Origin of the sequence: Streptomyces sp. RerS4 (assembly GCF_023515955.1) — a bacterium.
Classification (GTDB): Bacteria; Actinomycetota; Actinomycetes; order Streptomycetales; family Streptomycetaceae; genus Streptomyces.
In genome coordinates this window covers 4,631,803-4,652,944 of record NZ_CP097322.1, presented here as the reverse complement: position 1 = coordinate 4,652,944, position 21,142 = coordinate 4,631,803, and the positions used below count along the sequence as shown (strand labels likewise).

The following is a 21,142-nucleotide window of genomic DNA, read 5'->3' as shown; positions in this document are numbered from 1 at the left end:
ATCGTACGTCGGCCGGCGGGAACCGGCTGCCGGGGGGTCTGTCAAGAGGCCGGACGACTGAGCACAGACCGCTTCCGGGTGGGGTCCGGACGGGGGGTGGCGGCTGTGGGCGGAGCGGGGTTCGTACGGCGTTCGTACGGGGTTCTACGCGGGATACACACGGGTCAACGGGTACCCACGACCTTGCCCGCCGGGTCTGCCGGCGGGCAAGGAACTTGAGTCACTTCTGAGGTTGTGACCCGAGGGTCAACCTGTTCGGCACCCGTTTGTCACTACTTCTTCTTGTTCTTGGCGGTGGGCGGCTTCTTCCAGCCGATGTCCTGGTAGCGGGGGGATCCGAGGCCGAAGGCGCCGGCGTTGGCCAGGCTCGGCTTCGTGGCGACCAGCTCGGGGCGCTGGTAGAGCGGGATGGAGCCGGCGGCTGCCCAGATACGGGCGTCCGCCTTGCGCATCAGCTCGCGGGCCTGCGCCTCGTCCAGCTCGCCGACCGCCTGGTCGAAGAGCTGGTCGATGTGGTCGGTGCCGACCCGGGTGTAGTTCTGTTCGACGAGGAGCGAGCCGTCGGCGGCCGGCTCCGGCTTCGCGAAGATCGGACGGGCGTCGGTGGCCGGGTAGGCCGTCGCGGGCCAGGAGTAGAGGGCCAGGTCGTACTGGCCCGAGGCGATGTGGTCCTTGAAGAAGCTCTCGTCCGCGACCTTCTTCACCTCCGTGGCGATGCCGACCTGCTTCAGCATCCGGGAGATCCGGTCACCGACGGTGCGCAGCGCCTCCGAGCCGGGTCCTGACGGGAGGACGAAGCGCAGGCTGAGCGGCTTGCCGTCCTTGGCGAGCATGGCTCCGGAGGTGCGCACGCTCTGCTGGGCGGGTGCGGGCGCGGGGGTGGACTTCGCGGGTTCCTTGTCGTCGTCGCCCTCACCCTCCTCCCCCGCCCCCTCGGCCGCGGCCCGCTTGCCGTCGTCGAGGGCCTCGGCCTGGCGCAGCAGGAGCTCCTCCTGCTCGGCGGCCAGCGAGCCGGGGGCCAGGATCGGCGGGACGCCTTCGGGCAGGGCGCCGTCGGGGCGCTCGCCTGCCTTTCCGGCGGGGAGGTTCGCGGTCGCGGAGCGCAGTTCGTCGTTGCGCCCGTCGTCATTGCGCCCGTCGTCCTGGCCGACGATGTAGAGGCCGTCGTTGCCGGTGCCGGGGCCCGCCGGGGTCTTGGAGTCGTCCTGCGCGGAGTTCTCGGCGCTCTGCGCGCCCGCCTTGGCGCCGACGGGCTCGGTGAGCTTGCCGCCCTTGCGCCAGCCCGCGTCCGCGAGGAGGGCCTGGGCCGCCTGGGTGTCCTGGCCGCCGAGGGCGTCGCTGTTGTCCGCGTACGCCTGCTGCCCGGCCAGCGCCAGGTGGCTGCCGACGGGCTTCGCGGGCAGGCCGAGGGGCTTGAGGACCGCCTCGGCGAGCGCCTTGCGGTCCAGGGCCCGTGCGATGGCCCGACGGACCCGCTCGTCGGTCAGGGGTCCGGAGGTGCCGTTCATGGCCAGCTGGGTGTAGACCGGCTCCAGGGACTTGCGGACCGTGAAGCCGCGCAGGGCCTTCTGCTCGTCGGCGTACCTGCGGACCGCCTCGGCGCTCTTGCGGCGGCTCTCCTGCTCCTCGACGGCCTTGGTCTCGTCGGGGCCGTGGGCCAGCGCCCAGGACAGGGTGGCCTGGGCGGGCGTGAGCGTGGCGCCGGGCCCGTGGCGGCCGTCGACGCGGCCCGCGTCGCGGTGGGCGAGCGCGATCCGGTCGACGCCGGCGCGGTCGATCTCGGCGATGTCGACCTTCCCGGAGGCCAGCGCCGACGGCCTGCCGGCCCGGGGCACGGCCGTCAGGACGAGGGTGTCCAGCTTGGCGGGCGCCCCCCACCAGCGCGGGTTGCGGGTCAGGGCCGTGGTGGCGTTCTTCTTGTCGACGGCCCCGAGGTTGAAGGGTCCGGCGGTGACCTTGAGGGTGCCGCGGGCGCCCTCGTTGAAGGCGTCCGGGGTGCCCATGACCTGCTTGGGGTAGAGCGGGCTGAACAGCGCGCGCCAGTCCGCGTACGGCTTGACGAAGGTGACCTTGACCTCCAGGTCGGTCTTGCCGCGTTCGATCTTCTCGATCCGTTCGTAGCCCGCGTTGCGCGCGGTCCAGTACGCCGAGTCCTTGCCGTTCAGCGCCCTCCACTGGGCGACGAAGTCGGGCGCGCCGATCTCCCGGCCGTCGCTCCACACCGCCTGCTGGTTGAGCTTGTACAGCACGACCTGCTTGGGTTCGCGCTCGACGACCTCGGCCTTCTCCAGGTAGTCCGGATTGGCCACCGGCCGCCCCTTGGCGTCGAGGGTGAACAGCTGCGGCAGCACGGCGCCGGCGATGCGGTTGGTGGTGGCGTCGGCGTCGGCCTGGAAGGAGTTCAGGGTCTGCGGGAGGGTGTCCACGGCCCAGCGCAGCACGCCGCCGTCGGCCACCTTGTCGCGGGCCGTCGTCGCGATGTCCTGTCCGGCCGCGACGGGTCCGCCCTCGTCCTCACCCGCGCCGCAGCCCGCGAGGAGCGGCAGTGCGAGGACTCCCGAGGTGAGGAGCGCCAAGGACCGGCGCCTTCTCTGGGTCATGGGTGGTACCTCCGGGGCGGGGCGTGGGGGCCGTGAACAACGGGGGGCGTGAAGGTGCGCGCTGTGATCACGTTCGGCGGTATATGGAGCTGATCACACTGGTGCCGGAACCCACTGAAATCGACGGCCCACCCGCTCCCGCGGACCGCACCCCCGCCACGCCGCGAACCCCACCCGTGCGGACCAATCCGGGTTGCGGCACGGGCGGGCGGTCCCCCGTACGAGGGACGACAATGGGGGCGGGGAGGGGCGCACGGCACCCGTCTGCGCACCGGCGATCGCTGCACGTCCCTTCACAACGGGGGACGGGAGGCGCGACACTCGCAGGCGCCCGTGAGCGATGCCATCGCACCCGCGGAAGTGAGGTCACCATGTCCCTGCAAGACGATCTGACCGCCGTACGACGCAACCTGAACGAACTGGTCCGCTCGGTGGAGCGGCTGGAGCAGGACATCGCCCGGCAGTCGCCGACCCCCGCAACCCGGCCGGCCGGCCGGGAGGCGATGGTCCCCGTCCCGGACACCCCGTACGACAGCACCCTGTGGACCGACAGCGACGACGAGGGGCTCGGCGCGCGCGACCGCCGCGCGCCATGACGTACGCGCCCCCCGTGGCGCCGTAGCGTCGCGTCGCGTAGCTCCCGGACGTGCGCCCCGGCCCACGTCCCCGTCCACCCCATCGGGACCGGCCGCACCGCGCGGCCGGTCCTCCTGGGCCACCCCCGTCACTCCCCGCGGAGTTTCCTTTGGCCACAGGCACGGAACCACCCCGACAGCGGCCCGCAGGCGTACACGCCCCCTCGCGGGCCGCGATCGCGGCCCGGCACCTGCGCACCGACCGGTGGTGGTTGTCGCCCGCCGGCACCGCCGCCGGGCTGCTCGCCTTCATCGTCTACTCGACCTGGCGGGCCTTCGCCAACGACCACTACTACGCGGCCCCGTACGTCTCGCCGTTCTACTCGCCCTGCCTGGCGGAGAACTGCGAGACGATGCGCGGCGGTCCCAACTGGGACCTGTTCGGCAGCTGGTGGGGCCTGTCCCCCGCCCTGCTGATCCTGGTCTTCCCGCTCGGCTTCCGGCTGACCTGCTACTACTACCGGAAGGCCTACTACCGCGGGTTCTGGGCCTCGCCGCCCGCCTGCGCCGTCGCCGAGCCGCACGCCTCGTACACGGGTGAGACCCGCTTCCCGTTGATCCTCCAGAACCTGCACCGCTACTTCTTCTACGCGGCGGTGCCGGTCGCGGGCATCCTCACCTACGACACCGTGCTGGCCTTCCGGGACGAGCACTACGCGTGGGGCCACATGGGCGTGGGGACGCTGGTGTTCCTCGTCAACATCGTGCTGATCTGGGCCTACACGCTGTCCTGCCACTCCTGCCGGCACATCATGGGCGGCCGCCTCAAGCACTTCTCGAAGCACCCGGTGCGCTACCGCCTGTGGGGCTGGACCAGCCGGCTCAACGCCCGTCACATGGAGCTCGCGTGGGCCTCGCTGATCAGCGTCGCCCTGTGCGACCTCTACGTGTACCTGCTGGCCACCGGCGCCTTCACCGACCCGAGGATCTTCTGATATGACACAGGTGGAACGGCAGGCGTGGGACGTGGTCGTGGTCGGGGCGGGTGGCGCCGGGCTGCGGGCCGCGATCGAGGCCCGCGAACGGGGCGCCCGTACGGCCGTGATCTGCAAGTCCCTCTTCGGCAAGGCCCACACGGTGATGGCGGAGGGCGGGATCGCCGCCTCCATGGGCAACGTCAACGACCACGACAACTGGCAGGTCCACTTCCGCGACACCATGCGCGGCGGCAAGTTCCTCAACCAGTGGCGGATGGCGGAGCTGCACGCGAAGGAGGCCCCGGACCGGGTCTGGGAACTGGAGACCTGGGGCGCGCTCTTCGACCGCACCCCCGACGGGCGGATCTCGCAGCGCAACTTCGGCGGCCACGAGTACCCGCGGCTCGCGCACGTCGGCGACCGTACGGGCCTGGAGCTGATCCGGACCCTCCAGCAGAAGATCGTCCAGCTCCAGCAGGAGGACTTCAAGGAGTTCGGGGACCACGAGGCCCGGCTCAAGGTCTTCCAGGAGTGCACGGTCACCAGGGTGTTGAAGGATCGCGGCGCGCAGGACGGGCCGAGGGTCTCGGGGGCCTTCTGCTACGAGCGCGAGTCGGGCCGGTTCTTCGTCCTGGAGGCGCCCGCCGTGGTGCTGGCCACCGGCGGCATCGGCAAGTCCTTCAAGACCACCTCCAACTCCTGGGAGTACACCGGCGACGGCCACGCGCTGGCCCTGCTCGCCGGGGCGCCGCTGCTGAACATGGAGTTCGTGCAGTTCCACCCGACGGGCATGGTCTGGCCGCCGTCGGTGAAGGGCATCCTCGTCACCGAGTCGGTGCGCGGCGACGGCGGGGTGCTGCGCAACTCCGAGGGCAAGCGGTTCATGTTCGACTACGTCCCGGACGTGTTCAAGGAGAAGTACGCCCAGTCCGAGGAGGAGGGCGACCGCTGGTACGAGGACCCCGACCACAACCGGCGCCCGCCCGAACTGCTGCCCCGCGACGAGGTGGCACGGGCCATCAACGCCGAGGTGAAGGCGGGTCGCGGCTCCCCGCACGGCGGGGTGTTCCTGGACATCGCGACCCGGATGCCGGCGGACAGGATCCGCCGGCGCCTCCCTTCCATGTATCACCAGTTCAAGGAGCTGGCGGACGTGGACATCACCGCCGAGCCGATGGAGGTCGGCCCGACCTGCCACTACGTGATGGGCGGGATCGCGGTGGACTCGGAGAGCGCCGCCGCCGTCGGGGTGCCGGGGCTGTTCGCGGCCGGCGAGGTCGCGGGCGGGATGCACGGCTCGAACCGGCTGGGCGGCAACTCCCTCTCCGACCTGCTGGTCTTCGGCCGCCGGGCGGGACTGCACGCGGCGGAGCACGCCGCGTCCGCCGGACGGGCCGAGGTGTCCCCGGAGGAGGTGGACGCGGCGGCGGCCGAGGCGCTGGCCCCCTTCCAGGCGGCCGAGGGCGCGGAGAACCCGTACACGCTGCACCAGGAGCTCCAGACGACCATGAACGACCTGGTCGGCATCATCCGTCGGGAGGCGGAGATGGCCGAGGCCCTGGAGCGGCTGGCGTCCCTGCGGGTACGGGCGGCCCGCGCCGGCGTCGAGGGGCACCGGCAGTTCAACCCCGGCTGGCACCTGGCCCTGGACCTGCGGAACATGCTGCTGGTCAGCGAGTGCGTGGCCCGCGCGGCGCTGGAGCGCACGGAGAGCCGGGGCGGGCACACGCGGGAGGACTGCCCGGCGATGGAGCGGGAGTGGCGGCCGGTGAACCTGCTGTGCCGGCCGGTGGAGCCGGAGCCGGCCGATCCGGCGGCCGACCGGATCGTCCTCGTACGCACCCGGACCGACCCCATCCGCCCCGACCTGCTCGCGCTGTTCGAGAAGGAAGAGCTGGCCAAGTACCTCGCCGAAGAGGAGCTGTACGGGTGACTGCTTACGATGCCGCCTTCCGGGTCTGGCGCGGCGACGCGCAGAGCGGGGAACTGCGGGACTTCACGGTCGAGGTGAACGACGGGGAGGTGGTCCTCGACATCGTGCACCGCATCCAGGCCACGCAGGCCCCGGACCTGGCGGTGCGGTGGAACTGCAAGGCCGGCAAGTGCGGCTCGTGCAGTGCGGAGGTCAACGGGCGGCCCCGGCTGATGTGCATGACGCGTATGTCGGTCTTCGCGCCGGAGGAGACGGTCACGATCACCCCGTTGCGGGCCTTTCCGGTGGTGCGGGACCTGGTGACGGACGTGTCGTTCAACTACGCCAAGGCGCGCGAGGTGCCGTCCTTCGTGCCGCCGGAGGGCGTGGCGGCGGGCGAGTACCGGATGGCCCAGGTGGACGTGGAACGCTCGCAGGAGTTCCGCAAGTGCATCGAGTGCTTCCTGTGCCAGGACACCTGTCATGTGGTGCGCGACCACGAGGAGAACAAGACGGCTTTCGCCGGGCCGCGCTTCCTGATGCGGGTCGCCGAGCTGGACATGCACCCGCTGGACGCGGCGGCGGAAGCGGGCCTGGACCGCAAGCGGGCGGCGCAGGAGGACCACGGCCTGGGCTACTGCAACATCACCAAGTGCTGTACGGAGGTCTGCCCGGAGGGCATCAAGATCACCGACAACGCCCTGATCCCGCTGAAGGAGCGGGCCGTGGACCGCAAGTACGACCCCCTGGTGTGGCTCGGCAGCCGGATCCGCCGCCGGACCGATACGCGCTAGGGGGTGTCTTTCGGGTCAGGCCGGCTCAGGGAGCGGTGGTGGGTGCCGTGCATCGCAAGGCGGAGGAGGGAGTCGACGCGGAGCGTCGGCGACCGACGACAACGCGGCGAGGCGCGGTGCCGGCCACCGCGAGCCCGGCCTGATCCGAAAGACACCCCCTAGGCGACCCCTGTTCGACACGTCCGGCGTGGACAATGCCCCCTGGGATCGACGATTGACGTGGTGTCAGGGGGCTTCGCGGTGCGGGTGGGGGATCTGCTGGCGGACCGGTACCGGCTGGACCGGCGGCTGGGCGCGGGCGGCATGGGTGAGGTGTGGGCCGGGCACGACCAGGCCCTGGACCGGGCCGTGGCGGTGAAGGTGCTGCTGGACGCGGCGACCAACGAGGAGCTGATCGCCCGGTTCCGGCGGGAGGCCACCATCGGGGCGCGGCTCCAGCATCCGGGCATCACCGTCGTGCACGACGTGGGGCAGCACGAGGGGCGGCTGTTCATCGTCATGGAACTGCTGTCCGGGGAGGACCTGGGTGCGGTGCTGGCCCGGGAGCGGGGTGGGCTGCCGCCGGCCGTCGCGGTGGACCTGGCCGCGCAGACGGCGGAGGCGCTGGCCGCCGCGCACGAGCGGGCGGTGGTGCACCGGGACTTGAAGCCGGGCAATCTGTTCCTGCTGCGGAGCGGAAGCGTTTTTTCGGTTGAGGGGCCGGACGGGGCCCCGGTCGGCGGGCCGGTGGGCGGGCGGCTGAAGATCTGCGACTTCGGCATCGCGCATTCGGCGGACGCGACGGCGGGCTGGACCGTCACCGGGCGGATGTTCGGCACGCCGCCGTACATGGCGCCCGAACAGTGGCGCGGTGAGCACGTCGACGCCCGCTGTGACCTGTACGCGCTGGGGTGCGTGCTGTACGCGCTGCTCAGCGGGGAGCCGCCGTTCGGGTCGGCCGAGCCGATGTACGTGTTGATGCGGCGGCACGTGGAGGACGTCCCGCTGTCGCTGCGCGAGGCGGGTGCGGTGGTCTCCCCGGAGCTGGACCGGCTGGTGCTGGCCCTGCTGGCGAAGGCCCCGGCCGACCGCCCGGAGTCGGCGGCCTGGGTGGCGAAGGCACTGCGCGGCCTGGCGACGTCGGAGGCGGAGGCGGACCGGGGGGCGACCGACGGCGCGGGGGTAGCCGGCGGCGGGCTGGTCATCGGCGGCGCGGGGGTGACCGGCGAGACGTGGGTGGATCCGGAGGCCACCGGGATCCCGGCTGAGCACGATGCGGGCCCGCGGAACGCGGGCGCGGGGGACGCGGGCACGGGGGACGCGGGCACGGGGGACGCGGGCTTGCGGAAGGTGGGCTCCCACGAACCCGGCGCGCGGGACGCAGGCTCACGGGACGCGGACGCGCAGGACCCGGGCACGGGGGACGCCGGCTCCCGGAAGGCGGGCTCCCACGAACCCGGCGCGCGGGACGCCGGCTCACGGGACGCAGGCGGGCAGGACCCGGACGCGCAGTACCCCGGCTCGCAGGACCCGGGCGCGGGGCACGCGGCCGCGCGCGAGGCAGGCTCGCAGGACCTGGGCTCGCGGAACGCGGGCGGGCCGAACCCCGGCTCGCCGGCCCCGGCGTGCGGGGCGCGGGATCGCGGGACCCCGCCGGGGAGGGGCGGGCGGCGGACGCCGGCGACGGGTTGGGGGCGGGGGCGGTCGGGGGGATTCCGGCGGCCGTGCGGGACTTCGTGCGGGGCGTGCTGCTGGAGGCGGAGCTCGCGCTGACCTCCCTGCCCCCCGGCGCCGGTGAGGTGCGTACGGAGGGGCTCGCGCTCGCGGCGGAGGCGGCGGCGCGCTTCGACGCGAACCTCGCCGGGCGGCTGCTGGCGGACGCCGAGCGGTGGGCGTGGACGGACGGCGCCGGGGACGGGGAGCGGGTCGCGGGGCTGCTGACGAAGCTGGCCCGGCGCATCTCTCCCGACGCGCCGGCCCGCACCGAGCGGGTGCTCACCGAGGCACAGCAGGCGCTGTTCACCGTGGACGGCGAACGCCGGGAGAGGCGGCTGCGCAAGGTGGTCGAGGAGTTGGCCGCCGTCGCGCCCGAGCGGGGCCTCGCCCTGGCCCGGCGGCACTTCGCCGGAAGCGCCGCGGAGGAGGCGGTGTTGGCGCGGGCGGCGTTGGCGTCCGCGCCCACCGACCTCGCGCGGGCGCAGGAGTACCTGTCGGGGATCCGGAGCCCGGCGGTGCGTACGGCGACGGAGTCCAAGGCCGTCACGGTGGTGGCCCGGCAGGACCTCGCCGCCGCGCTGCTGCTGGCCGCCCGGATCCCGCAGGGCGCCGGGCGGGTGCGGGCCCTGTGTCGGGTGGCGGTCGAGCGGGCCTCCGTCGGGGACCGGACGGGGGCGGCCGAGGCCCTCGCGCGGGCGGAGGAGGCCCTGGCCGAGCTGGTGGCGGAGCGGGCCGACCGGCTGCTGAAGCAGGCGGCCCGGCGCGCCGGCGAGGGCGACTCCGCGCGGCGGAGCGGCTGCGCGAACGGGCGCGGGCCCTGCGCACTCCGGAGGCGGCCGGCACGGCGGACGAGGAGGTGGTCGAGGCCCTCGCCGCGCTGGCGGCGGCCCGGGACCTGAGCGCCGGGGAGCACACGTCGGTGTTGGACCTGGCCACCGCGCGGGACCGGGTACGGGCGGCCCGCGCCTGACCGACCCCGCCGAGCGGGGCCGGGAGCTGGCGTGGATCGCCCGGGACTGCACGGCGGGCGCGCCCTGGCTGGCGCAGGCCGCCCGGGATCCGGGACCGCCGCCGCCCCGGGCGTCACGGTGACCACCCGCGCGGGATCCGGCGCCCGGCGCGGCCGGTCGAGCCGGGCGCCCGGACGCGGTGGAGCGTCGAGATCACGCCCGCCGATGCGCGGGACGCCGAGGGCCGGGGCGGCCTGACCGGACGCGTCACGGTGCGCGCCGCCGGGGAACGCGTGGTGTGGGCGGCGGGCTTGGCGGTGGGCTGCGTGGAGGCCGCCACGGGGGCCGTGCTCTGGAGGGCGCACGCCGACGAAGGGGTGCGGGCGCGCCCGTTGCCGCAGCGGCTGCCGGATCCGGGGTGGGTGCGGTGTCGGGCGGACGAGGACACCGTCTGCGTGGTGGTGCCCTCGGCCGACGGGTCGCCGAAGCGGCTGGTGGCGCGGGAGCCGGCGGACGGGCGGGTGCGCTGGTGGCGGGACCTGCCGGTCAAGGGCGTGCCGGAGCCGGTGGGTGACCTGGTGCTGTACCTGGCGGGCGAGGAGCTGGTCGCCCTGGCCAAGGAGGACGGTGAGGCCGTGTGGCGGCAGCCGGCGCCGCCCCGGGCGCGGGTGCGGGGCGCCGCCGGCGACTGCCTGCTCGTCGAGGCGGGCGATCAACTGCTCGCCCTGCACCTGTCGGGCGGGGAGCCCCTGTGGTCCTGGCCGCGCCGGTACCGGTCCGGGGTGCGCGGGGCGCCGGACGTCGCCGCCGGGCTGGTGCACGTCCTGGACGGGGGCGTCGTACGGGCCCTCGACCGCGTCAACGGCTACCAGGTGTGGCGCTTCGCCCCGGGGGCGCCCGCCTCGTGGCCGCTGCTGCACGACGGGGTGGTGTACGTGACCACGTACCGGTCGCCGGCCGCGGGCGACCTGGTGTACGCCCTGGACGCGCGGAGCGGGGCGAAGCTCTGGGAGCGGCCCGTCGCGCGGCGCGTGAGTCCGGGCCGGGCCCTGGAACCGCTCGGGGTGCGCGGCGGCGTGCTGTACCTACGTTCGCGGGAGGGCAGCCGCAAGGGGCTGCTGGGGCGGATGGCCGGGGAGGGGCGTACGGGGCTGCCGTTCCTGGTCGGGATGGACCTGGCTTCGGGTAGGACGTCCCGGCTGTGGGAGCGCGCGGAGGTCGCCTCGTGCGATGTGGTCCTCGCGCGCGACACCCTGGTCATGGCGCTGCCGTCGCTGACGGGGATCGGCCTGCCGCTCCTGTAGCCCGCCGGTCCCCGCGCTCCGGGTGCGGGGGCCCGTATGCCCCCATACCCTCCGGAATGTGGATCCGCGGAGAAGCAGCACGCGCAGCAAGGCCCTCCCCGGCGCGGCCGCGCGCGGCTGCCTGACCCTCGCCGCCGCGCTGCTCGCGCTCGGCGGCTGGGGGCTGGTCGAGGCCCCGCCGGCCCGTGCGGAGGACCCCGTCACCCTGTCGCAGCAGGGCCAGGTCACCGACCGCGTGGGGGCCCTGGGCGAGCGCGCCCCCGCCGTACGGGCCGCGCTGGACCGGCTGTACGCCGACCGGCGGATCCAGCTCTTCGTGGCGTACGTCCGTGACTTCTCCGGCCGTTCGGCGCAGAGCTGGGCGGACGCCACGGCGCAGAAGAACGGTCTCGGGCAGGACGACGTGCTGCTGGCGGTGGCCACGGGCGCCCGCCGGTACGCCTATTCGGCGGACGTGGACTCGGGCTTCACGCAGGAACAGCTCGCGCAGGTCGCCCGGACCGCCATCGAGCCCGCCCTGCGGCAGAACGACTGGGCGGGCGCCGCGATCGGCGCGGCGGACGGTTACGCGGCCGTGCTCGGCGGCCGGCCCGTACCCGTCCCGACGATCATCCCCGGCGAGAGCGACCCGGGCGGCGACGCGGCGAACGGGCCGAGCGGGGCCGGTGACTTCGTGCTGCCGGTGGTCGCCGTCGGCGCGGCGGGGGCGCTCGCCGCGTACGCGTACCGGCGCCGCAGGCGCGGCGGAGGCACCGGGCGCACGGCGAGCACCACCCACCCGGGGTGGACCGGCCCGGGAGCGCCGCCGAGCCCGCTGCCGGAACTGGACGCACGGGCCAAGGCCCTGCTGGTGGAGACCGACGACGCGGTGCGCACCAGCACCGAGGAGCTGGGTTTCGCCTCGGCCCAGTTCGGCGACGAGGCCGTCGGCACCTTCACCGAGGCCGTGGAGTACGCGAAGAGCGAGCTGACGCAGGCCTTCCGGCTGCGCCAGCAACTGGACGACGCCTACCCGGAGGACGAGGCGACCCGCCGCCGGATGCTGGACGAGATCGTGGCCCGGTGTACGGAGGCCAACCGGCGGCTGGACTCCGAGGCGGCGGCCTTCGACCGGCTGCGCGACCTGGAGAAGAACGCCCCGGGGGCGCTGGCCACCGTGGAGGACCGCTTCCGGACGCTGACCGGGCGGACGACCACCGCCGAGGCGACCCTGACGGCGCTGAACGGCCTCTACGCGGACTCCGCGGCCGCGCCGGTCGCTTCCAACGCCGAACAGGCCAAGGACCGGCTGCTGTTCGCGACCACCCATCTCGGTGAGGCGCGGGCCGCCCTGGACAACGGGGACAACGGACGGGCGGCCGTGCACGTCCGGGCCGCCGAGGGGGCCGTCGACCAGGCGGCGACGCTGGTGGACGCGGTGGAACGGCGGGCGCGGGAACTGGCGGAGGCGGCCGGGAAGCTGCCGGGCGCCCTCGGCGAGACGGACACCGACCTCGCCGACGCGGAAGGCCTGCTCACCGGCACCACCGAGGGCACCTCCACCGGGGACCTGCGCGGCCGGATCGCGCGGGCACGGGCCGTATTGGCCGACGTACGCGGGGAGCGGACGGCCGGCCGGTACGACCCGATCGACGCCCTGCGCCGGGTCGAGGAGGCCGACGCGGCACTGGACGAGGCCCTGGCGGGCGCGCGCGAGCGGGAGTCGGGCCGGCGGCGGGCGGCGGACCTGCTGGACCAGGCCCTGCTGTCGGCCCGGAGCGCGATCGGCGCGGCGACGGACTACGTGACCACCAGCCGGGGCGCCGTCGCCAGCCAGGCCCGGACCCGGCTGGCGGAGGCGCAGCGGCACCTGGAGCGGTCGCTGTCGCTGGCCGGGAGCGACCCGGCGGGCGCGCTGGCGGAGGCCCAGCGGGCGGACGCGTTGGCGCGGGAGGCGCAGGGGTTGGCGGAGCGGGACGTGGCGGCGTACCGGGACCCGTACGAGGGGCGGGGCGCGGGCGGCGGCCGGGGCGGCGCGGTGCTCGGCGGGATCATCCTGGGCGAGATCCTGCGCGGCGGCTTCGGGAGCGGCGGACACGGCGGCGGAGGCTTCGGCGGGGGTTTCGGCGGAGGCGGGGGCGGCGGACGCGGACGCGGTCCCGGCAGCTTCGGCGGGGGCGGCACCCGGGGACGGATGGGCGGTGGCGGCCGCTTCTGACCGACCGCGCGACAGCGCAGGCCCCCGGCGCGACGGCCCACGCCCGCAGGCCCACCCACGACCCCCAGGACCCCCAGGAGAGAGGCGCCATGAGCAAGCAGACCATCCTCGGCCGTGTCACCCGGCTCGCGAAGGCGAACATCAACGCCCTGCTGGACCAGGCGGAGGACCCGCAGAAGATGCTCGACCAGCTGATCCGCGACTACACGAACAACATCTCCGAGGCCGAACAGGCGGTGGCCACGACCATCGGGAACCTGCGGATGCTGGAGGCGGACCACAAGGAGGACGTGGACGCCGCCGCCGAGTGGGGCGCCAAGGCCCTCGCGGCCAGCCGCAAGGCGGACGAGCTGCGCGCGGCCGGCGGCGCGGCGGACGCCGACCGGTTCGACAACCTCGCGAAGGTGGCGCTGGGCCGCCAGCTCCGGTCGGAGCAGGAGGCGTCCACGGCGGAGCCGACGATCGCCGCGCAGACGGAGGTCGTGGACCGGCTCAAGGCGGGCCTGGAGTCGATGCGGAACAAACTCACCGAACTCCAGGCCAAGCGGGACGAGCTGGTGGCGCGGGCGAAGAGCGCCGAGGCCCAGAACACGATGCTGGACGCGGTGAAGAACATCGACGTCCTGGACCCGACGAGCGAGCTGCACCGCTTCGAGGAGAAGGTCCGCCGCGAGGAGGCCATGGCGCTGGGCAAGGGCGAACTGGCGGCGTCCTCGTTGGACGCCCAGTTCGAGGCGCTCGACGACCTCGCCGCGGCCTCGGAGGTCGAGGCCCGCCTCGCCGCCCTCAAGGCCGGGAAGACCGGGTAGGCCGCGAAAGCCGGCAGCTCGGCGTAAGTCGGCGCAAGCCCCCGCCCCCTACCCGTACATGCTCAGCAGCTGCTCCGCCGAGAGTTCGGTGACGGCCTCTCCCCCGGCGCCGCCGGGCATGGGGAGCGGGAGTTCGAACCAGACCGTCTTGCCCCGGTGCGTGCGGCGGGTGCCCCAGCCGGCGGACAGCAGGCCGACGAGCTGGAGGCCCCGGCCGCCCTCGTCGGTGTCCCGGGCCCGACGGCGGCGGGGCTGGGCCAGGTTGGCGTCCCACACCTCGCAGACCAGCGTCCGGTCGAGCAGCAGCCGGAGCCGGATCTCGCCCTCCCCGTACCGCAGGGCGTTGGTGACCAGCTCGCTGACCAGCAGTTCCGTCGTGTCGAGCAGCCCCTCCAGGCCCCAGGCGGGCAGCTTCGCCCGCGCGAGTTCCCGGGCCCGGCCCACGGAACGCGCCTCGCGCGGCAGCTGCCAGTCGCCGACGGCGTCGACGGGCAGGCCCTGGACGCGCGCCATCAGCAGGGCGATGTCGTCCTCGCCGTGCCGGGTGTGGAGGGTGTTCAGGACGTGGTCGCAGACGTCCTCCAGCGGGCGGACCGGATCGGCGAGGGCCTCGCGCAGCCCGCGCAGCCCGTCCTCCAGGGGGTGGTCGCGGGATTCCACCAACCCGTCCGTGTACAGGGCGAGGAGCGCCCCCTCGGGGAGTTCCACCTCGACCTCCTCGAAGGGTTCGCCCCCGACGCCCAGCGGCATGCCGGGCGGCACCTCCAACAGCAGTCCGGGGCGCGGTGGGGCGCCGTCCTCGGCGGGTTCGACCAGTACGGGCGGCATGTGACCGGCGTTGGCGATGGTGCAGCGCCGGGTCACCGGGTCGTAGACGGCGTACACGCAGGTGGCGAGGTACACCTCGGACCTGTCCGACCTGTCCGTATCGCGGGTGTGGAGGGCCGCGCGGGAGGCCTGGGTGCCGCCGGAGGCCTCGCAGCCCTGGGGGTTGCCGTGGGTGCCGAGGCCGCGCGCGACCTCGTCGAGGGCGGTGAGCACCTCCGCCGGTTCGAGGTCCAGCAGCGCCAGGGTCCGTACGGCGGTGCGCAGCTCGCCCATGGCGACGGCGGCGCGCAGGCCCCTGCCCATGACGTCGCCGACGACGAGGGCGGTGCGGTGGCCGGGCAGTTCGATGACGTCGAACCAGTCGCCGCCGACCTCGGTGGCGGCGTTGCCCGGCAGGTAGCGGCAGGCGATGTCGAGGCCGGCCGCCTCGGGGTCGCCGGGGGGCAGCAGGCTGCGCTGGAGGATCAGGGCCCGCTCGTGTTCGCGGCGGTACAGGCGCGCGTTGTCGATGCAGACGGCGGCCCGCGCGGCGAGTTCCACGGCGACGGCCCGGTCGCGTTCGCCGAAGGGCTCGCTGCCCTTCGTACGGGAGAACTGGGCGAGGCCGACCACCGTGTCGTGGGCGACGAGCGGCACGATCAGCGTGGACTGTACGAGGTCGTCGGCCGCGGCTGCCTCGACCAGCCGGGGCCGGGCCGTGCGCAGGGCCATCGCCCCGGGCGAGGCGGCCGGGTAGCGGTGGGTCTCCCCTACGGAGACCGGCGCGCCGGAGCCCGACAGCGGGGCGTCGGAGACGGCGGAGGCGAACGCCACCCGCCGCAGCGGCGCCGAGGGCGCGCGCCGGGCGCCCTGGCCGGGCAGGGACGGCACGCCGGGGCCCTGCGGGCGGGCGGGCCGGTCGTCGTCGCCGAGCAGCAGCCCCTGGTAGAGGTCGACGGCGGCCAGGTCGCAGAAGCCGGGCACGGTGACGTCGAGGAGTTCGCGGGCGGTGGTCTCCAGGTCGAGGGAGTTGCCGATGCGGTGCCCGGCCTCGTTCAGCAGGGCGAGGTTGCGTCGTACGCCGGCGGCCTCGCGGGCGGCGAGGTGGCGGCGGGTGACGTCGAGGCCGAGGCCGGCGACGCCGATGGGGCGGCCGGAGCCGCCGTGGACGCGGTAGAGGTTGATGGACCAGTGCCGGTTCTCGCGGCTGCCGGGGGCCGCACCGGTGATCCGCAGGTCGGTGACGGACTCGCCGGTGTCCAGGACCCGGCGCAGGGCCTCGGCCATCCGGTCGGCCTCGTGCGGGGGCAGGTAGTCGTGCACGGTCCGGCCCCGGTGCTCCTCGGCGGCGCCACCGAAGACGGTCGCGAAGCGGCGGTTTGCGCGCTGCACGGTGAGGTCCGTACCAAAGAGAAGGAATCCGAAAGGAGATTGGCCGAATATGGCCTGCGAAGCGGCAAGGTCGGACTCGATGCGCCGCAGGGCGCGTACGTCGACCACGACGCACAGGGCGGCCCGCGCGCCCGTCTCGGTCTGGGTGGGCATCACGTAGATCTCCGCCACGCCGTGCGCGCCGCCGCCCCCGGGGATGCGGAAGGGGATCAGGCCGGTCCATTCCTTGCCGTCGAGGATCTCGGCGACCTTGCGGTGTCCACCGGCCCGTAGGTCCGGCGGCATGAAGGCGTCGACGGGGTCGCGGCCGACCGCCTGGGCCGCGGTGAGCCCGAACAGCTCCTCGGCGCGCAGGCTCCACTGGTCGATCAGCCCGTCCGGGCCGATCGAGAACGACGCCACCTTTATGTAGTCATATATCGAGCCAGGCGGGCTGCTGTGCCACAAGGAGTCGTGCCACGTCTCCCCGGACACTCGGGCCTGATGTGCCTGCGCAGGTATCTCGCTCACGCGACCGTCCCCTCCAGCTCACCGCAACCGGACCGGCCATGACCGAAGTATTCAGCACCACGGCCCCGTACGGCACGGCGTTCACGATCACAAAAGGGTCCCGTTGTTTTCCGGCCACGCCCGGTGGTCTCCCCCGGCGCCGTCCGGGAGACCCCCTGCCACCCTTCTCCTTGTTACTCACCAGGAAGAGCCAACTCGAACCACACCGTCTTGCCCGATTTCCCGTGTCTGGTCCCCCAGCGCTGGGCCGAGACGGCCACGAGATGCAGCCCCCGCCCACCCTCGTCGTCGGGCTTGGCGACCCGTTCGCGGGGCGGATCCGGAAGCGGATCGGATACCTCCACCAACAGGGCCGGGCCGCCGACATGATCGGGGGCGGCCGGATTGCGTCGTTCGAGACGGACCCCGATGGGGCCGGAGGCGTAGCGCAGGGAATTGGTGACCAGCTCACTGACCAGCAGGACGGTCACGTCACCCACGGCGTCGAGGCCCCAGGAACGGAGCGTGCCGCGCACGGCGTGGCGGGCGGTGCGGACGGCACCGGGCTCGGCGGGGAAGGCCCACTCGGCGCATTCACCGTCTGTGTCGATCAAGCCGATCACTTCCCGGGCCACCAGCGACCCCAATCCGGTTCGTCGGGGACGAAAGGGGGACGAGAATGGGACTAATAGCGACATACCCGATATTCGAGGCGTCGTACCACTCGATCCGGCACGCACCGGCGCACTGTGGCGCGGACGGCCCACCGCGTGCGCGTCACGCGCCCCGATGCGCCCCACCGTGCGGCGCGGTGCGCGGCAAGGCGCCCGTCCTCGCGGCCGACGACGGGAACCACGGTACGCCGATGGCCCGGACGGCGCCCGACGGGGCGGGGCGGTCGGCGTTCGGACAGAGGTCGGACGCGATGTCGAACAGCGGGGCGGGCGGCGGGCCGTCGCCCGTCTGTCGCCGGTCCGTCGCCGGTCCGTCGCCGGTCCGTCAGGGGGCCGCCGGGCCCGCGATCAGTCGGCGGCCCGCCTCGGCGACCGCCGGGCGGTCCTGGTCGAGCCAGTCGACCGTGTCCAGCTCGTGCGGCGCGAGCCAGCGCAGCTCGTCGTGGTCCTCCAGCGGCGTCGGCTCCCCGGCCACCAGTCGGGCGGTCCACACGTGCAGGACCAGGCCGGGCCGCAACGGCCACTCCCCCGGGATCCGCTCCAGCGCCTCGGTCTCGACGCCGAGTTCCTCGCGCAGTTCGCGGACCAGCGCCTCGGGTACGGTCTCGCCCGGCTCGGCCTTCCCGCCGGGGAGTTCCCACCGGCCGGCGAGCTCGGGCGGCGCGCTGCGCCGGGCGGCCAGCAGGCGCCCGTCATGACAAAGGGCTCCGCCCACGACCACGCGTACAGTCATGGACGGAGCCTATGTCAGCGCTCTTTCGGTGTGCGTTCGGGCGGCCCCACGCTCAGTTCGTCGTGGCGGTCTGGCTGCCCTGTCCGATCCGCTCGACCCAGTAGAGCTGCTTGTGTCCGCGGTCGTCGAGGCTGTCGACGACCTTCTGGGCCTCGGCCCGGGTGGCGTACCGGCCCACCCGGTAGCGGTTGCCGTTGTCGTCCTGACGTATGACCAGCCATGCGAGCAGGGCACCGCTGTCGCTCATCGCGCTTCACCCTCCGCCGATGTACCTGCCCAGGAAACCGCATTGCGCATATGCCGGAGCTTACGCCCGACCTTTACTGAGCGGATACGGTTTTTTACGAAGAGGTACCCCGGGGGCGTACGCATCCGGCCAGGCGTACGGGCGGGCCGTGTACGCCGGTTCACGCGCGGCGCGGGGAACGCGAAACGGCGGCGTCGATGACGCCGCCGCGGGGAGGTGTGCGGGCCGCCGTGACGGGTCGTCACAGGCGGCCGGGTGGCCCGTCGGGACTCAGCGCACGGGCAGGTGGTAGGAGAGGCGGTAGCGGTCGGCGGGGACCACCACGTCCGCCGTCTCGACCGCGCGACCGGAGGCGAAGTAGGTACGGCTGACGACGAGGACGACGTGTCCGGGGACCCCGCCGAGCGACATGATCTCCTCGGCCAGGCCCGGTCGGGCGCCGACCTCCTCCACCACGTTGTCCACGACGACGTCGATCGCGGCCATGCGGTCCACGACCCCCGAGCCGCCCAACGGGCCCTCCTCCGGCAGCATCACCGGGGTCCGGCCGGTGACGGCCAGGGGCTCCCAGGAGGTGGAGAGCATCATGGCCTCGCCGGCGTCCCGGAAGACGTACCGGGTGCGCATGACGCGGTCGCCCGGCTCGATGCCGAGCCGCTCCGCGATGTCGGCCGGGGCCGCCGCCTGCTCGCTTTTCGACTCCCACGTGCCCCGCGCGGCGGAGTCCGCCTGCTCCTGGCGGAACGGGGTCGACGCGCCGGCCGTGCGGTAGCCGGAGCGGGCCACGCGGCGCGGCACCGGCTGCTCCCGAACATACGTACCGGACCCCGAACGGCCCTCGACGAGGCCCTCCGCCATGAGGACCTTGCGCGCCTCCAGCGCTACCGTGTCGGAGACGCCGTACTCCTCGCGGATCCGGGCCTGGGACGGGAGCCGGGCGTGCGGGGGCAGGGACCCATCGACGATCTTCCGTCGCAGATCCCCGGCGACGCGAAGATAGGCCGGCTGCTCACCGAAAGTCACTCGCCACTCCCATCAGGTTGACAGACAGCTACACCCTGGCAACCGATGGTTGAGCTGCGCAAGCACGGGCCAGAGTTTCACCCGAAGTGATGAAGGCAGGTCACTCAAACCCCTTACCGTGCGTTACCACCAAGGGCTCGCACCCATATGCGACGCATACGAGAGCGGGGGCGACCGAGTACTCGGTCGCCCCCGCGTTCACCGCGCGGTCCAGCCCTGTGGTCGCGCCGCCGCCCGGTCGCCCTGGGCGGACGTCAAAGCCTCGGCACCGTCAGAACTGCAGGGCCCAGGAGTCGATCTTGCCCACGTCGGCGCCCGCGAGGTCGGCGACGCGCAGCTTCCAGACGCCGTTGGCGACCTCGGAGGAGGCGTTCACGGTGAAGGTCTGGATGATGTTGTCCGCGCTGCCGCCGGTGCGGTTGCGCAGGTTGTACACCGAGCCGTCGGGGGCGACCAGGTCGACCCGCAGGTCACCGACGTAGGTGTGCTTGATGTCGACCGGCACGCTCAGCGTGGCGGGGGCGTTGCCGGAGATCCCGCTGACCGTGATCGGCGACTCGACGGTGGAGTTGTCGTTGATCGCGTAGTCGTTCAGGTTCTCGAACCGGGTCCCCGGGTCGGGCGGGGTGGTGGAGCCGCCCACGTTCAGCAGGCGGTTCGGGGAGCCGGTACCGGGGCTGGTGACCACGTTCGGGGTGGCGGCGGCGACCAGGCCCGCGGAGACCTGGGCCGGGGTGCTCGCCGGGTTCTGCGAGAGGTAGACGGCGGCCGCGCCCGCGACGTGCGGGGAGGCCATCGACGTACCGGAGATGGTGTTGGTGGCCGTGTCCCCGGTGCCCCACGTGGAGGTGATGGAGGAGCCCGGCGCGAAGATGTCCAGGATCGAGCCGTAGTTGGAGAAGCTCGACTTGGCGTCGGTGTTGGTGGTCGAGCCGACGGTGATGGCCTCGGCCACGCGGGCCGGGGACTTGGTGGAGGCGTCGGTGGACTCGTTGCCGGCCGCGACGGCGTAGGTGATGCCGGACGCGACGGAGTTGCGCACGGCCGTGTCGAGCGCGGAGTCGGCGCCGCCGCCGAGCGACATGTTGGCCACGGCGGGCTTGACCGCGTTGCGGGTCACCCAGTCGATGCCGGCGACGACCTGCGCGGTGGTCCCGGAGCCCTGGTTGTTGAGCACCCGGACGCCGACGATCTTCGCCTTCTTCGCGACGCCGTGCGCGGTGCCGCCGACGGTGCCCGCGACGTGCGTGCCGTGGCCGTGGCCGTCCTGGGCGGTGTTGTCGTTGTCGATGGCGTCGTAGCCGTAGGAGGCGCGGCCGCCGAAGTCCTGGTGGGTGATCCGTACGCCGGTGTCGATGACGTAGGCGGTGACGCCCTCACCGGCCTTGTCCGGGTAGGTGTAGCTCTGGTTGAGCGGCAGCGCCCGCTGGTCGATGCGGTCCAGGCCCCACGACGGGGGATTGGGCTGGGTGGCGTCGACGGTGAAGACACGGTTCTGCACGACCGATTTCACGGCCGGGTCGGCCGCGAGTTTTCTGGCCTGCGCTTCGGAGACCTCGACGGAGTAGCCGTTGAGGGCGGCGCTGTAGGTCCGGTCGATCTTCGCCCCGTACCGCTTGGCGACGGCCTTGCCGCTCTCGGCGGTGGAGCGGGCGGCGGAGTCGTCCAGCGTGACGATGTAGCTCCCGGGAACGGAGCCGGCGGCGCCCGCGTTCTCGATGACGCCCAAGGGGCTGTTGTCGGCGGCGGCCGCGGAGGCGGGTAGCGCTCCGGCGGCGCCGAGCGCGAGGGCGACGACGGCTATCGCGCCGGCGCCGGCGATCCGTCGGGTGTGACGCATCACGGACATGCGAGGGTTCCTCCTCATAGTGGTGCGCTGCGGGGGGTCGACGACCCGCACGGGATTGATTTATGGGCATGCCCATGACAATCCACCAAGCCCGACGGGCCGTCGCCTCCGAAAG

At 73.7% G+C, this 21,142-nt stretch carries 16 protein-coding genes; 9 read left to right on the top strand and 7 right to left on the bottom strand.

The genetic code is table 11. The features are described from left to right. Window positions 1-272 precede the first annotated feature (272 nt). Window positions 273-2,600: an ABC transporter family substrate-binding protein gene (locus tag M4D82_RS21730; protein ID WP_249767630.1), complete on the bottom strand. Its 2,328-nt coding sequence runs from the start codon at window positions 2,598-2,600 to the stop codon at window positions 273-275. 371 nt (window positions 2,601-2,971) lie between these two features. On the opposite strand from M4D82_RS21730, the gene M4D82_RS21725 reads away from it, so the two are divergent. The 9 genes from M4D82_RS21725 to M4D82_RS21685 all read left to right on the top strand — a co-directional run bounded on the left by M4D82_RS21725 (window position 2,972) and on the right by M4D82_RS21685 (window position 13,813). Beyond that, a complete protein-coding gene (locus M4D82_RS21725; protein WP_249767629.1) occupies window positions 2,972-3,196 on the top strand; it encodes an Rv0250c family protein in 225 nt (74 codons plus the stop codon). A gap of 149 nt (window positions 3,197-3,345) precedes the next feature. Beyond that, window positions 3,346-4,170 carry a succinate dehydrogenase subunit SdhC gene (gene sdhC, locus M4D82_RS21720; protein WP_249767628.1) on the top strand — a complete coding sequence of 275 codons (825 nt, stop codon included), beginning with the start codon at window positions 3,346-3,348 and terminating at the stop codon, window positions 4,168-4,170. 1 nt (window position 4,171) lies between these two features. Next, on the top strand, window positions 4,172-6,085 hold the full coding sequence (locus tag M4D82_RS21715; RefSeq protein WP_249767627.1) for a fumarate reductase/succinate dehydrogenase flavoprotein subunit: 1,914 nt from the start codon (window positions 4,172-4,174) through the stop codon (window positions 6,083-6,085). Further along, window positions 6,082-6,858, top strand: coding sequence for a succinate dehydrogenase/fumarate reductase iron-sulfur subunit (locus tag M4D82_RS21710; protein WP_249767626.1), 777 nt, complete (start codon window positions 6,082-6,084; stop codon window positions 6,856-6,858). Before M4D82_RS21715 ends, M4D82_RS21710 begins: the two co-directional genes overlap by 4 nt. Before the next feature lie 222 nt (window positions 6,859-7,080). Next, window positions 7,081-8,610: a serine/threonine protein kinase gene (locus tag M4D82_RS21705; RefSeq protein ID WP_249767625.1), complete on the top strand. Its 1,530-nt coding sequence runs from the start codon at window positions 7,081-7,083 to the stop codon at window positions 8,608-8,610. Further along, a complete protein-coding gene (locus M4D82_RS21700) occupies window positions 8,562-9,452 on the top strand; it encodes a hypothetical protein (protein WP_249767624.1) in 891 nt (296 codons plus the stop codon). The genes M4D82_RS21705 and M4D82_RS21700 overlap by 49 nt, the downstream gene beginning before the upstream one ends. Window positions 9,453-9,775: 323 nt before the next feature. Then, on the top strand, window positions 9,776-10,807 hold the full coding sequence (locus tag M4D82_RS21695; RefSeq protein ID WP_249767623.1) for an outer membrane protein assembly factor BamB family protein: 1,032 nt from the start codon (window positions 9,776-9,778) through the stop codon (window positions 10,805-10,807). Window positions 10,808-10,865: 58 nt separating this feature from the next. Then, window positions 10,866-13,004 (top strand): TPM domain-containing protein, encoded by a 2,139-nt coding sequence (locus M4D82_RS21690; RefSeq protein ID WP_502988978.1) that lies wholly within the window; start codon window positions 10,866-10,868, stop codon window positions 13,002-13,004. A gap of 89 nt (window positions 13,005-13,093) precedes the next feature. Next, the gene (locus M4D82_RS21685) at window positions 13,094-13,813 is read left to right on the top strand and encodes a PspA/IM30 family protein (protein ID WP_249767622.1); all 720 of its coding nucleotides are present in this window, start codon (window positions 13,094-13,096) and stop codon (window positions 13,811-13,813) included. A 48-nt stretch (window positions 13,814-13,861) separates the two neighbouring features. Here M4D82_RS21685 and M4D82_RS21680 read toward each other — a convergent pair whose 3' ends face one another. From M4D82_RS21680 to M4D82_RS21655, 6 genes are all read right to left on the bottom strand, one after another. Then, complete coding sequence (locus M4D82_RS21680) at window positions 13,862-16,522, bottom strand: SpoIIE family protein phosphatase (RefSeq protein WP_502988977.1); 2,661 nt, start codon at window positions 16,520-16,522, stop codon at window positions 13,862-13,864. Window positions 16,523-16,695: 173 nt separating this feature from the next. Further along, entirely contained in the window at window positions 16,696-17,124 is a 429-nt protein-coding gene (locus M4D82_RS21675; protein WP_249772029.1) for an ATP-binding protein, read from the bottom strand. 376 nt (window positions 17,125-17,500) lie between these two features. Continuing rightward, on the bottom strand, window positions 17,501-17,908 hold the full coding sequence (locus tag M4D82_RS21670; protein WP_249767621.1) for a (deoxy)nucleoside triphosphate pyrophosphohydrolase: 408 nt from the start codon (window positions 17,906-17,908) through the stop codon (window positions 17,501-17,503). A 52-nt stretch (window positions 17,909-17,960) separates the two neighbouring features. Then, a complete protein-coding gene (locus M4D82_RS21665; RefSeq protein ID WP_249767620.1) occupies window positions 17,961-18,155 on the bottom strand; it encodes an SPOR domain-containing protein in 195 nt (64 codons plus the stop codon). Window positions 18,156-18,425: 270 nt separating this feature from the next. Next, on the bottom strand, window positions 18,426-19,178 hold the full coding sequence (locus M4D82_RS21660; RefSeq protein WP_249767619.1) for a GntR family transcriptional regulator: 753 nt from the start codon (window positions 19,176-19,178) through the stop codon (window positions 18,426-18,428). 271 nt (window positions 19,179-19,449) lie between these two features. After that, window positions 19,450-21,027, bottom strand: coding sequence for a S8 family peptidase (locus M4D82_RS21655; RefSeq protein ID WP_249767618.1), 1,578 nt, complete (start codon window positions 21,025-21,027; stop codon window positions 19,450-19,452). Window positions 21,028-21,142: the final 115 nt, after the last annotated feature.

Coding starts and splice junctions, on each gene's coding strand:
- M4D82_RS21725 (WP_249767629.1), top strand. CDS start 2,972: ATGTCCCTGCAAGACGATCTGACCGCCGTACGACGCAACCTGAACGAA.
- M4D82_RS21655 (WP_249767618.1), bottom strand. CDS start 21,027: ATGTCCGTGATGCGTCACACCCGACGGATCGCCGGCGCCGGCGCGATA.
- M4D82_RS21670 (WP_249767621.1), bottom strand. CDS start 17,908: ATGACTGTACGCGTGGTCGTGGGCGGAGCCCTTTGTCATGACGGGCGC.
- M4D82_RS21715 (WP_249767627.1), top strand. CDS start 4,172: ATGACACAGGTGGAACGGCAGGCGTGGGACGTGGTCGTGGTCGGGGCG.
- M4D82_RS21730 (WP_249767630.1), bottom strand. CDS start 2,600: ATGACCCAGAGAAGGCGCCGGTCCTTGGCGCTCCTCACCTCGGGAGTC.
- M4D82_RS21665 (WP_249767620.1), bottom strand. CDS start 18,155: ATGAGCGACAGCGGTGCCCTGCTCGCATGGCTGGTCATACGTCAGGAC.
- M4D82_RS21685 (WP_249767622.1), top strand. CDS start 13,094: ATGAGCAAGCAGACCATCCTCGGCCGTGTCACCCGGCTCGCGAAGGCG.